We start from the raw sequence: 13,437 nt of genomic DNA on the forward strand, positions 1-13,437 counted from the left end.
CCTGTTGCTACCTGTCGCCATATGGGTCAGCGATGCCCAGTTTGGCAAGTATGCGGGTCTCCAGCTGCTCCATCGCCTCGGCCTGTTCGTCGCTGTCGAGATGGTCGTGGCCGGCGAGGTGGAGCAGGCCGTGGACGATGAGGTGGGCGGCGTGGGCTTCGAGGGTGATGCCCTTCTCCGCCGCCTCGCGCGCGCAGGTTTCGTAAGCCAGCGCAATGTCGCCGAGCATTTCGGGCGGGCCTTCCGGGCCGAGGTCTTCGAGCTCCGCGCGTTCGAGCATCGGGAAGGAGAGGACGTTGGTGGGCTTGTCGCGCTGCCGCCACTCGCGGTTGAGGGTGTGCACCTCGGCATCGGAGGTGAACAGCAGGCTGGCGGTGAGGCGCGCGCTGGCCAGCAGCGGCTCGCCTTCGCCCGCGGCCTCAGCGGCGCGGGTTGCCAGCGCGTCCCAGTTGCCTTGGGGCCAATCCTCGATGTCGATATCCAGCTGCATGGGCAGGGGCTGTAGCGGCCTCATGCCGCCCAGATCAATCCGATCCCGCCCAGCACCGCCAAAGGCGCGACGGCGCGCACCCCTGCCAGCGGGATGCGCTCCGCCCAGAACACCGCATAACCATTATGCCAGCGCAGCGGGATGACGAGCAGCAGCACCGAACTGGCGACGATGAACAGCCCTGCGATGGTGAAGAACTGCGGGAAGCGCGAGACCTCGGCCCGCACCACCATCGCCGCGCCCGCGATCAGCCGGGGCACCTGTTCGATGGCGTTGATCAGATGGCTCGTCGCAGTGCGGCGCAGCAGGTCGAGCGCGCGGGAGGGGCGGAAGGCCATCAGCCAGCCGGTCCACACCAGCCAGCCCGCAGCGGCGAGCAGCACGAACCACGCGGCGATCAGCATGGCCGGAGCGCTCTAGGCCCCCTCGCCCTCGTCCTTGCCCTCATAGGCCTCGACGATGCGGCCCACGATCGGGTGGCGCACCACGTCGGCGGCGGTGAAGCGGATCGTGCCGAAGCCTTCGACTCCCTCAAGCCGCTCGACCGCGTCGTTGAGGCCGCTCATGCGCGGCCCGCCGGGAATGTCGACCTGCCGGGGGTCGCCGCAGATCACCATGCGGCTGTTCTGGCCGAAGCGGGTGAGGAACATCTTCATCTGCTCGCGGGTGGTGTTCTGCGCCTCGTCGAGGATGATGAAGCTGTCGGCGAGCGTGCGCCCGCGCATGAAGGCGATGGGCGCGATCTCGATCTCCCCGTTGGCGAGGCGGCGTTCGACCTGTTCGGGCGGCATGCAGTCGTTCAAGGCGTCGTATAGCGGCCGCAGATAGGGGTCGACCTTCTCCTTCATGTCGCCGGGCAGAAAGCCAAGCTTCTCCCCCGCCTCGACCGCCGGGCGCGAGAGGATCAGGCGCTGCACGGAGCCGGTGATGAGCTGGCTCACCGCCTGCGCGACCGCGATATAGGTCTTGCCGGTGCCCGCCGGGCCTAGCGCGAAGATGATGTCGTCCTTCGCAAGGCTGCGCATATATTCGATCTGCGTCGCAGAGCGCGGGACGATGGTCTTCTTCCTCGTGCGGATCATGATCGGCGGCGCGCCGTCGTCGCCCGAGATGATGCCTTCGAGGGTGGGTTCGGCCGACATCGCGATCAGGCTCTCGACCGCGCCGCTGTCCAGCGCCTCGCCCCGCGCGAGACGGTCATACATGGTCTTGAGGGTCTCGCGGGCGCGGGCGACGTCGTCCTCCGGGCCTTCGATCACCACCTGATGCCCGCGCGCGTGGATGAACACCCCGAGCCGGTTCTCGACCTGCACCAGATTGGCATCGAACTGGCCGAACAGAGGCCCGAGCAGCGCCTGGTTCTCGAAGGTCAGATCGATGCGCGCGCGCCGCTGTGCCGGAATACCGCGCGGATCGGGCGAGAGCGCCGGATGCCCGGCACGGGAGGGTCGTCGGCCCATAAGGTCCTTTGTCTGCGGCAGAAGGACGATCCCTCGGCCCTTGAGTCGCGAGCCTAAGCCGCCTGCGCGCCTTGGCAAGCCGGGTGCGGCGAGATGGTGGGGGAAAGTCACGGATGCTTCACATGCGCGGCCGACCTGTGCTATTCTTGCTGCATCAAGTCCTTGAAAGGGTGCAGGATATGCGCAGGTTTGCAGGTGTCCTCATGGCGCTGACGCTCGCCGCGCCCGTGGCCGCGCAGGAGGCACCCGCCCGCACCACGCCCGAGATCATCGTGCGCCCGCCCCCGACCGAGGCCGAGCGGCACCGCGAGCTGCGCGAATTCACCCGCGCCGTGATCCGCCCGCCGCGCCTGAACCAGCCCGTCGCGAAGTTCGCCTTCCCGGTGTGCGTCACCGTACTCGGCCTCGCGCCCGACGATGCCGCGGTGATCGCCGAGCGCATTCGCGCCAATGCCGAGGCGCTGGGCGTCGGCGCGGATCGCTCGCCGACCTGCGTGCCGACGGTTCGGGTCGCCTTCATGAGCCCGGCGGCGGGCCCGCCCGAAAGCTGGCTGACTGCGGAGTCGCCCCAGCTCGCCCACCTTGTCAGCTATCAGCGGGAGCGTGTGCTGGCCGAGGCGGGGCCGGTCAGGGCGTGGAACAGGATCGCGGTGCGGGATTTCGAAGGCCGGCCCTTGCACCATTCTGATCCAAGCGCATGGTTGTATGGGGGGCAACCGATACGCCCCGAGATCGAGCCCTTCAGCGCATCCGACCCGATCGTGACAACCGAGATTACCGGCGCGGCGGTGCTCATCTCGCGCGAGGCAGCGCACGGCTTCACTCTCGGCCAGTTGGCGGATTACGCGACGATGCGCGCGCTGCTCGGCACCGGCGCGGTCGAGGCTGGCGCGCCGGTGCGCACAATCCTCACCCTGTTCGACGACCCCGCCCCGCCCGCCGAACTGACCGTCTACGACCGCGCGCTGGTGCGCGAGCTCTACGACGCCTCGCGCAATGCCAAGCCGCGGCGGGTCTACAACGACATCGCCCGCGCGGCGGTGGCGGCGGAGCGGTCAGGCGTGCGCGCGAAGCAGGCCCCGTAGCGAGTTCGGCCCCGCCTCGGCCAGCGTCACTTCGACCAGATCGCCGATGGCATGGTCGCCCTCGAAGTGGACGCTCTGGAGCCAGGGCGATTTGCCTAGCCACTGGCCGGGGTGCCGCCCCTTGCGCTCGACCAGCACTTGGCAGGTCTTGCCGACGCTGGCCTGGTTGAAGGCGTATTGGTGCGCGCCGATGCGCTGCTGGAGGCGCTGGAGCCGCTCGTCCATTACCTCTGGCGCGATCTGGCCCTCCATCGTCGCCGCCGGGGTGCCGGGGCGCGGGGAATATTTGAAGCTGAAGCAGGCGGCGTAGCGCACCGCGTCGACGATGCTGAGCGCCTCGGCAAATTCGGCCTCGGTCTCGCCCGGGAAGCCGACGATGAAATCGCCCGAGAGCGCGATATCGGGGCGCACTTCGCGGAAGCGCTCGATGAGGCGCAGGTAGCTTTCGGCGGTGTGCTGGCGGTTCATCGCCTTGAGGATACGGTCGCTCCCGGCCTGCACGGGCAAGTGCAGATAGGGCATCAGCTTGGCGACCTCGCCATGCGCGGCGATGAGGTCGTCGTCCATGTCGTTGGGATGGCTGGTGGTGTAGCGGATGCGCGCGAGGCCATCGATCCCCGCCAGCACCCGGATAAGCCCGCCGAGGCCCACGCGGCGCCCTTTGTCGTCCTCGCCCGCCCAGGCATTGACGTTCTGGCCGAGCAGCGTGATCTCCTTCGCGCCCTGCTCCACCAGTTTATGCGCCTCGGCGACCAGATGGCTGAAAGGCCGCGATATTTCCGCGCCGCGGGTATAGGGCACCACGCAATAGGTGCAGAACTTGTCGCAGCCTTCCTGCACGGTGAGGAAAGCGCTCGGGCCGCGCTTGGCCCGCGCCGGGAGCGCGTCGAACTTCGCGATGGCCGGCATATCGGTATCGGTCGCACGCTCGCCCTGCGCCGCTTTGTCGAGCATTTCGGGCAGGCGGTGATAGGCCTGCGGGCCGACCACGATGCTGACCGCAGGCGCGCGCGCCATGATCTCCTCGCCCTCGGCCTGCGCGACGCAGCCCGCGACCGCGATCAGCGGCTTCTTCCCCGCCTCCTCGCCCGCCTTCACGAGGCGGCCGATGTCCGAATAGACCTTCTCGGCCGCCTTCTCGCGGATGTGGCAGGTGTTGAGGATGACGAGATCGGCCTCCTCGCCCTCGGGCGCAGGCTGGATGCCGCGCTCCGCCAGCAGCTCGCCCATGCGCTCGCCGTCATAGACGTTCATCTGGCAGCCGAAGCTCTTGACCCGGTAGGTAGCCGGAGGACTTTGGGGGGCGGAGGTGGGTTTCATGAGGGGTGCGCCTTTAGCGCCGATGAGGCCGCGGTTCAATCGTGCGGCCAGCGATGGGGGCGGCAGCCGCGGCAACCGAGCCCACCGCGCCGACGCCTTCCCACCCAAGCGGCGGTTTTCACACGATATTCACGCCTTGGTGCGACAAGGCGGCATGGTTTGCTGCATGAGGCCCGCGACCGATGTACGGCGATAAGCCCGAGAGCCCCTTGGCGGGCGCGCTCGCGCGCTGCTTCACCCTGCCCGTGATCCTCACCTGGGCAGCGGCGACCTTGGTCTGGATGATCCTCGTCACCCTGCCCAAGGAAGACAGCACCGGCTGGTGGCTGTTCGGGATGATCGCGCTGATCATCGGCATCGTCACCATCGCCCCGCTTTACGAAATGGGTTTCGGCCCGATCGAGGCATTCCTGATCGTCGGGGGGCTAGGCCTGGCGCTAGTCGCGTTGCTGTTTCTGGTGGGGCTATGGCGGCGCGAGCCGATCCTCGTCGGGATTGCCGGTCATGCGGCGATCGCGGGGATCGGCTTCGCGCTGTTCTGGCAGAGCCTGCAAGGCCATGCGGTCTCGCCGGGGATTTGAGACAGGCTCGCCCGGCTATCGCATCAAAGCGGAAAGTCCGGGTAGCGCGCGCAACGCGAAAGCTCGTCCTTCTCGGCCTGCGTCAGCGCCCGGTCCGCTCGCACGAAAACGCGGTCGATGTCGCGCGCAGCATAATCGAATTGGAGGATCATGCCGCGCGACAGGAAATAAGATCGCGAATCCGGAAAGGCGCCCTTGGTTTGCGACGGGATGCGGCTGACGGTCTCGAAGACGTTGCGCCCGGCGAGGCAGGCGACGACCTTGTCCTCGCCTCTATCCGTCTGTCCGCTCCACACGACCTCTTCGCGCATGTCCTGACATGCCGAAAGGATCAGCAACGCCGCGAAGGCAAGTACGGTTCGCGGGCCTGCCGAAGGGCTGCCAGATTTCCTTTCCGCGGCGCGGGAAGCTGTCAGGCAATGCTTCGGCAGGCGCATCACGAACGCGCTCGGGTATGCTCGATCAGGCGACAGTCGCCTTGACGATCTTGCCCGGCGCGCGCGGCGGTTCGCCCTTGGGGATGGCGTGGACGTGTTCCATGCCGCTGATCACCTTGCCCCACACGGTGTACTGCTTGTCGAGGAAACGCGCGTCGTCGAGGCAGATGAAGAACTGCGAGTTGGCGCTGTTGGGGTTCTGTGCGCGGGCCATCGAGCACACGCCTTCGACGTGGGGCTCGGCGTTGAACTCTGCGGCGAGGTCGGGCTTGTCGCTGCCGCCCATGCCGGTGCCGGTCGGATCGCCGCCCTGCGCCATGAAGCCCGCGATCACGCGGTGGAAGATCACCCCGTCGTAGAAGCCTTCCTGCGCCAGCTCGGTGATGCGCGCGACGTGGCCGGGGGCAAGGTCGGGGCGCAGCTTGATGACCACATCGCCGGTCTCGCCGGTGCCGTTGTCGAGGGTGAAGGTGAGGGTTTCGGCCATTTTCGTGTCTCCTGCGGAAATTTGCCCGCGCTTTTAGCAGCCATCTCGCCCCTGTCACCCTCCCCGGCTTGCTTTTCATCGGCCCCTCCCTAAACCGCCCACATGGCCGACGAGCGCATCCTCGATGACGAGCTTCTGGCGGGCGATCCCGCAGAGGTGGAAGTGCGCCCGGACGACCGCGTCGACGACGAGCGCCACGACGAGGAAAACCGCCTCAAGCCCAGCTTCGTCAACGCGGTGCACGAGGCGCTGGAGGCCGGCGACAAGGGCGCGGTCTATGATCTCGTCGAGCCGCTCCACGCCGCCGACATCGCCGACCTGATCGAGCTGCTCGAACGCTCCGAGCGCGCGGTGCTGGCGCGCACGATCACCGACCTGATGACCAGCGACGTGATCGCGGAACTCAACGACTACGTGCGCGAGGACCTGATGGAGGCCTTGCCCGCGCAGGCGGTCGCCACCATCGCCGAACAGCTCGACACCGACGATGCGGTGCAGCTGATCGAGGACCTGGATGAGGCCGATCAGCGCGCGGTGATGGCCGAGCTCGAGCCGGAAACGCGCGAGGCGGTGTCCAGCGCGCTCGCCTATCCCGAGGAGACCGCCGGGCGCCTGATGAGCCGCCATTTCGTGGCGGTGCCAGAGCATCTCACGGTGGGCGACCTCATCGATTACCTGCGCGAGGACGGCGATCTCGAGCATGACTTCTTCGAAGTCTTCGTGATCGACGAGCGGCACCATCCGGTCGGCACCTGCGCCTTGAGCTGGATCCTCACCACGCCGCGCGGTGTGAAGCTGACCGACGTGATGAAGCGCGACCAGACCCTGATCCCGGTGACGATGGATCAGGAAGAGGCCGCGCTGATGTTCCAGAAATACGCGCTGATCTCGGCCGCGGTGGTGGACGAGAGCGGGCGTCTGGTGGGGCAGATGACGGTCGACGACATCGTCCACATCATCTCCGAAGAGGCGGGCGAGGACGCGCTGCTGCTGAGCGGTGCGGGTGACGGCGACATCAACGAGCCGATCCGCGAGGCCTATGGCGCGCGCGTGCGCTGGCTGATCGCCAATCTGGGGACGGCGGTGGTCGCCTCCTCGATCATCGCCTTCTTCGGCGCGGCGATCGAGCAGCTGGTGGCGCTCGCGGTGCTCATGCCGATTGTCGCGAGCATCGGCGGCAATGCGGGGACGCAGACCATGGCGGTGGCGGTGCGCGCGATCGCGACCAACCAGCTGACCCGCTCGAACACCCGCCGCATCCTGTGGCGCGAGTTCCGGGTGGCGCTCCTCAACGGCGGCACCATCGCGGTGCTGATTGGCCTCGCGGCGGCGGTGCTATTCACCCCGATGATGGGCGTGGTGATCGCGCTCGCCATGATCATCAACATCGCGATTGCGGGTCTTGCGGGCGTGCTGGTGCCGGTGATCTTCGAGCGGCTCGACCAAGACCCGGCGGTCGCCTCCAGCGTCTTCGTGACGATGATCACCGATTCGATGGGCTTCTTCGCCTTCTTAGGTTTGGCAGTGGCGATGGGTCTGGCCACGTTCTAGCCTTCTCCCAAACACAAGGGAGAGAGCGATGGCAGGACGGGTAAGCGGCAAGATTGTGCTGCTGACGGGCGGCGCGATGGGTCTGGGCAAGGCTGCGGCGAAGGCCCTGCTGGCCGAGGGCGCAACCGTCATCATAACCGATATCGACGAGGCCGCAGGCCGCGCGACGGCGGCGGAGCTGGGCTGCGGCTATATCCCGCAGGACGTCACCGACTGGTCGCGCTGGCAGGAAGTCATCGCCGAGGTCGAAGCGGCGCATGGGCGGCTCGACGTGCTGGTCAACAACGCCGCGATCACCGTCTTCGGGAGCATCGCCGACATCTCTCCTGAGGATTTCCGACGCTGCTACACGGTCGACGTCGATTCGATCTTCATGGGCTGCAAGGCGGCGATCCCCTTGATGGCGCGGGGCGGCGGGGGGTCGATCGTCAACTTCTCCTCCGCGGCGGGCAACAAGCCCTCGCCCGATCTTGCCGCCTACAACAGCGCCAAGGCCGCGGTGGTGACGCTGACCAAGTCCATCGCGCTCTACTGTGCGCGCGAGAAGAACGGGGTGCGGGTCAACTCTGTCCAGCCGGGCACGATCCTCACCCCCAATGTCGAGAGCGTCATCGCCGGCACGCCCGATCCCGACGCCACCCGCGCGGCTTTCAGCGTCGCCCAGCCCATCGGCCGCATGGGCGAGGTCGACGATATCGCGCACCTCGTCGTCTACCTCGCCAGTGACGAAAGCAAATTCGCGACCGGCGCGCCCTTCATCGTCGACGGGGGCCTCAGCATCGCATGAGCGCGGACCGCTTCGCCATCATCGATCTCGCGGCGCTCTACATGCGCGGGCTCGACCGATTGGACGGCGCGCTGCTCGAGGCGCAATTCTGGCCCGATGCGCGGTGCGAATACGGCATCTTCAGCGGCTCGCCCGCCGATTTTGCCGCCTTCTGCATGGCCGCGCTCAAGGATCACGCGCGCAACCACCATATGCTCGGCCAGCACCTGATCGATTTCGTCACGCCCGATGAAGCCTTCGGCGAGGTCTACTATCAGGCCTACCACCGCGTCGCGGGCGAGGACGGAAGTCCGCGCGACCTGTTCATCGCGGGCCGCTATGTCGACCGCTACGAGCGGCGCGGCGGCGTCTGGAAGATCGCCTACCGCTCCGAGCTGGTCGACTGGGTGCGTGACGATCCGGCGACCGACGCCATGATCGCCGCCACCCCCTTCATCATGGGCGAGCGCAAGCCCGCCGACCCGCTCTATGACCGCGAGGCGATGCGGTGAGCCGCCCCGACCTCACCGCCCCCGCCGACCCCTCGCTCGCCCCCGGCGAGGCGCGCTGTCCCGGCCCCTCGATGCAGGACATCCTCGATGCCGACGGGGACAATCCCCCCGCCGCCATGCGCGAGCAGGCCTACACCTTCCTCGGCGACGAAGACCTGCCTTTCGCCCGCTACACCGACCCCGCGTTTCACGACCTCGAATTGGAGCGCCTCTGGCCCAATGTTTGGCAATGGGCGTGCCGCGAGGAGCACATCCCCGATCCGGGCGACCGCTATGTATATGACGTCGGCCACCACTCGGTGCTGGTGGTGCGCGGGGCCGACCGGCAAATCCGCGCCTTCGTCAACTCCTGCCCGCACCGGGGGATGAAGTTCGCCGCCGAAGGCTCGCGAGGCGTGCGGCGTGCGAACATCCGCTGCCCCTTTCACGGCATGAGCTGGAACCTCGACGGGACTTTGCGCGAAGTCCCCTGCCGCTGGGACTTCCCCCACATCAGCGACGACAATTTCGGCCTCGATGAAGTCGCCTGCGACACCTGGGGCGGGTTCGTCTTCATCCACATGGGCGAAAACCCGCCGCCACTTGCCGATCAACTCGAAGTGATGCCGGAGCATTTCAAGCTCTGGCCGATGCACGACCGCTACGTCGCGCTGCGCACCGAGAAGGTGCTTCCCGCGAACTGGAAGATGGCGATGGAGGCCTTCCTCGAGGCCTTCCACGTGCTCGAGACCCACGCGCAGGCGGTCTACACCGCCGCCGATGCCAATGCGCAGTATGACATTTTCGGCAAGCACGTGTCGCGTTTCATCCATGCCGTGGGCGTGCCCTCGCCGCACCTCAGGCAGGAGGTCAGCGAGGCGACGCTCTTCGGCAAACTCGGGCGCGACCCCGCCGCCCTGCCGTCCGGAGCCAGCGCGCGCGCCGAACACGCGCGGCTGTTGCGCGAGGAACTGGGCGCAACCTTCGGCACCGATCTTTCCGGCGTCTCAACCACCGAGATGATGGATTCGATCGAATACTTCCTCTTCCCCAATGCCTTCTTTTTCCCCGGCATCGGCATCCGCCTGTGCTACCGCTTCCGCCCGCTGGGGCCTGACGAGTGCCTGCACGAGATCCTTGTGCTGCAACCCCTCCCCGCCAGCGGCGAGCGCCCGCCGCCCGCAACCCCGATCCGCCTCGGCGTGGAGGACAGCTACACCACCGTCCCCGGCTTCGCGCTCGCCGAGATTCTCGATCAGGACACCGAAAACCTCAAACTCCAGCGCGACGGGGCCAAGGCCTCGCGCAAAGGGGCGCAGACGCTCGGCAACTACCAGGAAGCGCGCATCCGGCGGCTGCATCTGACGCTCGACGAATACCTCGCCGGTTGACTCCCGCCGCCGGGTGCCGAACAAGGCCTCCATGCCGCTTCATCTGACCAAGATCGCCTTCGGGGCGAAGAGCTACGCGCATCTCGAAAGCTGGTATGAGGGACGCGAGGCCATCGCGCTCACCACCCGCAACCGCCCGACCCGGCATGAGGAATGCGTGGGTGGGTCGCTCTACTGGATCATCAACCACGCGATCGTCGCCCGCTCCCCGATCCTCGGCTTCGAGAAGACCGAGGACGGGCGCTGGGACATCGTGCTCGAACCCAAGCTGATCCGCGTACACACCCAGCCCAAGCGCGCGCATCAGGGCTGGCGCTACCTCACCGAGGACAAGGCCCCGAAGGACGTCGCCGAGGGCGAGGACATCGGAGACGCGCTCCCCGGAAGGCTGGCTATGAAGCTGGAGCGGCTCGGGCTGGTCTAAAGCGCCGTCGCCCGCGCCTTCTCCGCCACGCGCCGGAGTGCGTTGACATAGACCTCTGGGGCCTGCGCTCCGGGTATGAGAAACTTGTTCTCCACGATCATCGCGGGCACGCCCGAAATATTCATGTCCCACGCCTGCGCCTCTTCGGCCAGCACGCGGGCTTCGAGTTCGGGATCGTCGAGCGCCGCCTTGGCGGCCTCGCGGTGCAGGCCGACGCTGGCCGCAATATCGAGCAGCACGGCGCGGTCACCGAGGTTGCGGCGCTGGTTGAAATGGGCGCGGAACAGCGCGAGTTTCAGCGCGGTCTGCACTTCCGGCCCGGCCTGTTCGAGCGCGAAGGCCAGCAGCTTGTGGCAATCGCGGGTGTTCCACATCATCGCAGGGGGGGCCTCGCCCTCGCCTTCATAGGAGAGGGACACCCCCGCGCCTTCCGCGATCGCCTTCATCTGCCCGCGAATGCGCGCGCCCTCCTCGGCGGGGCGACCATATTTGCGGCGCAGGTGCGCTTCCTGCTCCTCGCCCTCGGGGGGCATCTGCGGGTTGAGCTCGAACGGCCGCCAGCGGATTTCCGCCGCGATCTCGCCTTCCAGCTCGCGCAGGGCCTTAGTCAGCTGGCCGTAGCCGATCAGGCACCACGGGCACATGACATCGGAATAGATGTCGATGGTGAGCGTCTGGGTCATCGGTCGAGCCACCAGCACACGAGGTGATGGGCGATGGCGAAGGGGCGCGGGAAATAGAGGAGGTCGGTCCCCGCCTCGCCCGCCGCGCGCGCGGCTTGCAGTTCCTCGCGGGTGAACCAGCGCGCGTCTTCCAGTTCGGTGGTGTCGATGTTGAGCGTCGGATCGTCGGCCACGGACGTGCAGCCGATCATCAGCTGGCTCGGGAAGGGCCAGGGCTGGCTGGCGATGTATGTCACATCGCGCACCCGCACCCCCGCCTCCTCGTGGATCTCGCGCGCGACCGCTTCCTCGATCGTCTCGCCCGGCTCGACGAAGCCCGCGAGCGCGGAATACATCTTGGGCGGAAAGCGCGGCTGGCGGCCGAGGAGGAGCTTGTCCTCATGCTCGACCAGCATGATCGTCACCGGGTCGGTGCGCGGAAAATGGTCTGCGCCGCAATTGTCGCAATGCCGCTGCCAGCCGCCTTTCACCAGCTTCGTCGCCGAGCCGCAGCGCGCGCAGAAGCGGTGGCGGGCGTGCCAGTCGACGAGGCTGCGCGCCCCGCCATAGATCGCAAGGTCGGGCGGCGCGAGCTGGGTCATCAGCGCCCACGCCCTCGGCATGGCATAGGCCGGGCCATCGGCGCCCTCGCCCGGCACGGGGGCGAAATGGGCCTTGCCGTCGAGCATTCCGAGGAACACCAGCTCGGCATCCTCGGGCACATCGGCGAGGCTGCCCCACACGAGCCCGCCCTGCTCGTCCACCCCCGGCAGCAACCCGTCGAGCAGCAGCACCCTCGCGCGCCAGTTCATCAGGCCCGCGAGCGCTTCGTCATCCACACGGATGTGGTCGGCCCGGTCGAGCGGCGATCCGGCGAAGGCCATTCCCGGCGCTGCGGCAGGCGCGTGCATCAGGCGGCCTTCTTCTTGGCGCGCATCGCCGCGAGGTCTTTCTCCATCGCGGCCATGAATTCATCGCGGATCGGATAGGCCTCGGACGGCATATACTGGGTCCACAGGCACGAGCGCAGCTTCAGGTCGAAATCGACCGCGCCGAGCGTGCCCGCCGCCCCGCCCCAGCCGAAGCTCGACCCCTTGGAGCGCCCGCCCGCGCCGTGGCCCTCGCCCTCGAGCCAGCTGCCCTTGGTGTCGACGCTGGCCGGGATGAGGTTCGAGGTGCCGACGCGGACCGCCTCCTCGCTCATCACGAACTTGCCGTCGATCCGGCCATAGCCGAGCAGCATCCTGAGGAAGCGGTCATAGTCCTTCGGGCTCGAGACGAGGCCCCCGCCGCCCGCTGCCACTTCGGGCGGATCGAGGAAGACCGAGGCCGGGCCCGGATCGATCGGGAAGGGCGTGCCGCCGACGATGCCGTAATTGTCGGTGAGGCGATGCGCCTCGCTCGCGGGAACCTGCATCCAGGTGCTGGTCATGCCGCAGGGCTCGAAGATGCGTGACTTCAGGAAGGCTTCGAATTCCATCCCGCTCACCACCTCGATCACGCGGCCGAGGAGGTCGATCGAGCAGGAGTAACTCCACTTGGTCGCGGGCTGATACATCAGCGGCAGTTCGGCCAGACGGTCGGCCCAGACGGCGAGGCCCGGCGCAGGCGTGACCGGCTCGATCCCCGGGATCGGCAAGCGGCTCACCCGGCCGCCGATCAGGCCCTGTTCGTTGAAGGCCTTCTGCAGCGGCCCCTTGCTGATGATCTGGTAGCCCAGACCCGCGGTGTGGGTCAGCAGCATGCGGATCGTGATCGGCTGGTTGGCGGGCACGGTGTTCTCGAGCGGGCCCTCGGGATCGACCAGCACCTGCATGTCGCGGAAGGCGGGGAGGATCTCGTGGACCGGCTGATCGAGGCCCAATTTGCCCTCGTCGATCAGGATCATCGTCGCCATGCCGGTGATGGGCTTGGACATCGAATAGATCCGGTAGAGCGAGTTCTCGTCCACCATCGCCGGCTTGCCGAGCGCGAGCGTGCCGCCGCCGACGGTGTGGGCGTGGGGCTGCTGGTCCCAGCCGAACGTCAGGAACAGGTTGGCGAGCTTGCGCTGCGAGACATACTTGTCGGCGAGCGCTGCGACATTGGGCCAGTCCTCGGCGACATCATGGGCAAAGGCAGCGCGGCCGAAGGGCAGGCCCGAGAGCGCCGCGCCGCCAGCGAACAACGCGCTCGCCCGCAGCAGCGAACGGCGGGAGAAACGGGGGTCGGCCAAGGTGTCGAGGGGCATAGTGCAGAATCTCCCAAGGGATTTTGCGCGCCTGTCTGCGGCAGGGCGCGGGCCCCGTCAAT

The 13,437-nt window shown here is 67.6% G+C and carries 16 protein-coding genes; 7 read left to right on the forward strand and 9 right to left on the reverse strand.

What is annotated here, in order from left to right:
- Nucleotides 1–7: 7 nt before the first annotated feature.
- Genes ybeY through PFX90_RS13190 form a run of 3 tightly spaced genes read right to left on the reverse strand, consistent with a single transcriptional unit; the run spans nt 8 to nt 1,950 of the window.
- Complete coding sequence (ybeY, locus tag PFX90_RS13180) at nt 8–490, reverse strand: rRNA maturation RNase YbeY (protein WP_285712993.1); 483 nt, start codon at nt 488–490, stop codon at nt 8–10.
- 20 nt (nt 491–510) lie between these two features.
- Nucleotides 511–894, reverse strand: coding sequence for a hypothetical protein (locus PFX90_RS13185; RefSeq protein WP_285712994.1), 384 nt, complete (start codon nt 892–894; stop codon nt 511–513).
- A 12-nt stretch (nt 895–906) separates the two neighbouring features.
- Complete coding sequence (locus tag PFX90_RS13190; protein WP_285712995.1) at nt 907–1,950, reverse strand: PhoH family protein; 1,044 nt, start codon at nt 1,948–1,950, stop codon at nt 907–909.
- A gap of 179 nt (nt 1,951–2,129) precedes the next feature.
- Between PFX90_RS13190 and PFX90_RS13195 the strand changes: the two genes are divergently transcribed.
- Complete coding sequence (locus tag PFX90_RS13195) at nt 2,130–3,035, forward strand: hypothetical protein (protein ID WP_285712997.1); 906 nt, start codon at nt 2,130–2,132, stop codon at nt 3,033–3,035.
- On the opposite strand, the gene miaB is transcribed toward PFX90_RS13195, so the two are convergent.
- Nucleotides 3,006–4,355 carry a tRNA (N6-isopentenyl adenosine(37)-C2)-methylthiotransferase MiaB gene (gene miaB, locus PFX90_RS13200; RefSeq protein WP_285712998.1) on the reverse strand — a complete coding sequence of 450 codons (1,350 nt, stop codon included), beginning with the start codon at nt 4,353–4,355 and terminating at the stop codon, nt 3,006–3,008. The two genes, PFX90_RS13195 and miaB, sit on opposite strands and share 30 nt — an antisense overlap.
- A 182-nt stretch (nt 4,356–4,537) precedes the next feature.
- Between miaB and PFX90_RS13205 the strand changes: the two genes are divergently transcribed.
- Nucleotides 4,538–4,936: a hypothetical protein gene (locus tag PFX90_RS13205; RefSeq protein WP_285712999.1), complete on the forward strand. Its 399-nt coding sequence runs from the start codon at nt 4,538–4,540 to the stop codon at nt 4,934–4,936.
- Nucleotides 4,937–4,959: 23 nt separating this feature from the next.
- Here PFX90_RS13205 and PFX90_RS13210 read toward each other — a convergent pair whose 3' ends face one another.
- The gene (locus tag PFX90_RS13210; protein ID WP_285713000.1) at nt 4,960–5,373 is read right to left on the reverse strand and encodes a hypothetical protein; all 414 of its coding nucleotides are present in this window, start codon (nt 5,371–5,373) and stop codon (nt 4,960–4,962) included.
- Nucleotides 5,374–5,398: 25 nt separating this feature from the next.
- Nucleotides 5,399–5,860 (reverse strand): peptidylprolyl isomerase, encoded by a 462-nt coding sequence (locus PFX90_RS13215; RefSeq protein WP_285713001.1) that lies wholly within the window; start codon nt 5,858–5,860, stop codon nt 5,399–5,401.
- A 102-nt stretch (nt 5,861–5,962) separates the two neighbouring features.
- Between PFX90_RS13215 and mgtE the strand changes: the two genes are divergently transcribed.
- The 5 genes from mgtE to PFX90_RS13240 are packed head-to-tail and all read left to right on the forward strand — an operon-like array spanning nt 5,963 to nt 10,483.
- Nucleotides 5,963–7,411, forward strand: a complete 1,449-nt coding sequence (gene mgtE / locus PFX90_RS13220) for a magnesium transporter (protein ID WP_285713002.1) — start codon at nt 5,963–5,965, stop codon at nt 7,409–7,411.
- A gap of 28 nt (nt 7,412–7,439) precedes the next feature.
- The gene (locus PFX90_RS13225; RefSeq protein ID WP_285713003.1) at nt 7,440–8,198 is read left to right on the forward strand and encodes a glucose 1-dehydrogenase; all 759 of its coding nucleotides are present in this window, start codon (nt 7,440–7,442) and stop codon (nt 8,196–8,198) included.
- Complete coding sequence (locus tag PFX90_RS13230) at nt 8,195–8,689, forward strand: nuclear transport factor 2 family protein (RefSeq protein WP_285713004.1); 495 nt, start codon at nt 8,195–8,197, stop codon at nt 8,687–8,689. Before PFX90_RS13225 ends, PFX90_RS13230 begins: the two co-directional genes overlap by 4 nt.
- Nucleotides 8,686–10,059 carry an aromatic ring-hydroxylating dioxygenase subunit alpha gene (locus PFX90_RS13235; protein WP_285713006.1) on the forward strand — a complete coding sequence of 458 codons (1,374 nt, stop codon included), beginning with the start codon at nt 8,686–8,688 and terminating at the stop codon, nt 10,057–10,059. The genes PFX90_RS13230 and PFX90_RS13235 overlap by 4 nt, the downstream gene beginning before the upstream one ends.
- Nucleotides 10,060–10,090: 31 nt before the next feature.
- On the forward strand, nt 10,091–10,483 hold the full coding sequence (locus tag PFX90_RS13240; protein ID WP_285713009.1) for a DUF1489 family protein: 393 nt from the start codon (nt 10,091–10,093) through the stop codon (nt 10,481–10,483).
- Here the strand turns inward: PFX90_RS13240 and PFX90_RS13245 are convergent.
- The 3 genes from PFX90_RS13245 to PFX90_RS13255 are packed head-to-tail and all read right to left on the reverse strand — an operon-like array spanning nt 10,480 to nt 13,375.
- A complete protein-coding gene (locus PFX90_RS13245; RefSeq protein ID WP_285713011.1) occupies nt 10,480–11,166 on the reverse strand; it encodes a DsbA family oxidoreductase in 687 nt (228 codons plus the stop codon). The genes PFX90_RS13240 and PFX90_RS13245 overlap by 4 nt on opposite strands.
- Nucleotides 11,163–12,056: an NAD(+) diphosphatase gene (gene nudC, locus PFX90_RS13250; protein ID WP_285713012.1), complete on the reverse strand. Its 894-nt coding sequence runs from the start codon at nt 12,054–12,056 to the stop codon at nt 11,163–11,165. Before nudC ends, PFX90_RS13245 begins: the two co-directional genes overlap by 4 nt.
- A complete protein-coding gene (locus PFX90_RS13255; RefSeq protein ID WP_285713013.1) occupies nt 12,056–13,375 on the reverse strand; it encodes a serine hydrolase domain-containing protein in 1,320 nt (439 codons plus the stop codon). The genes nudC and PFX90_RS13255 overlap by 1 nt, the downstream gene beginning before the upstream one ends.
- Nucleotides 13,376–13,437: the final 62 nt, after the last annotated feature.

Source organism: Erythrobacter oryzae (assembly GCF_030271515.1).
Lineage (GTDB): Bacteria > Pseudomonadota > Alphaproteobacteria > Sphingomonadales > Sphingomonadaceae > Erythrobacter > Erythrobacter oryzae.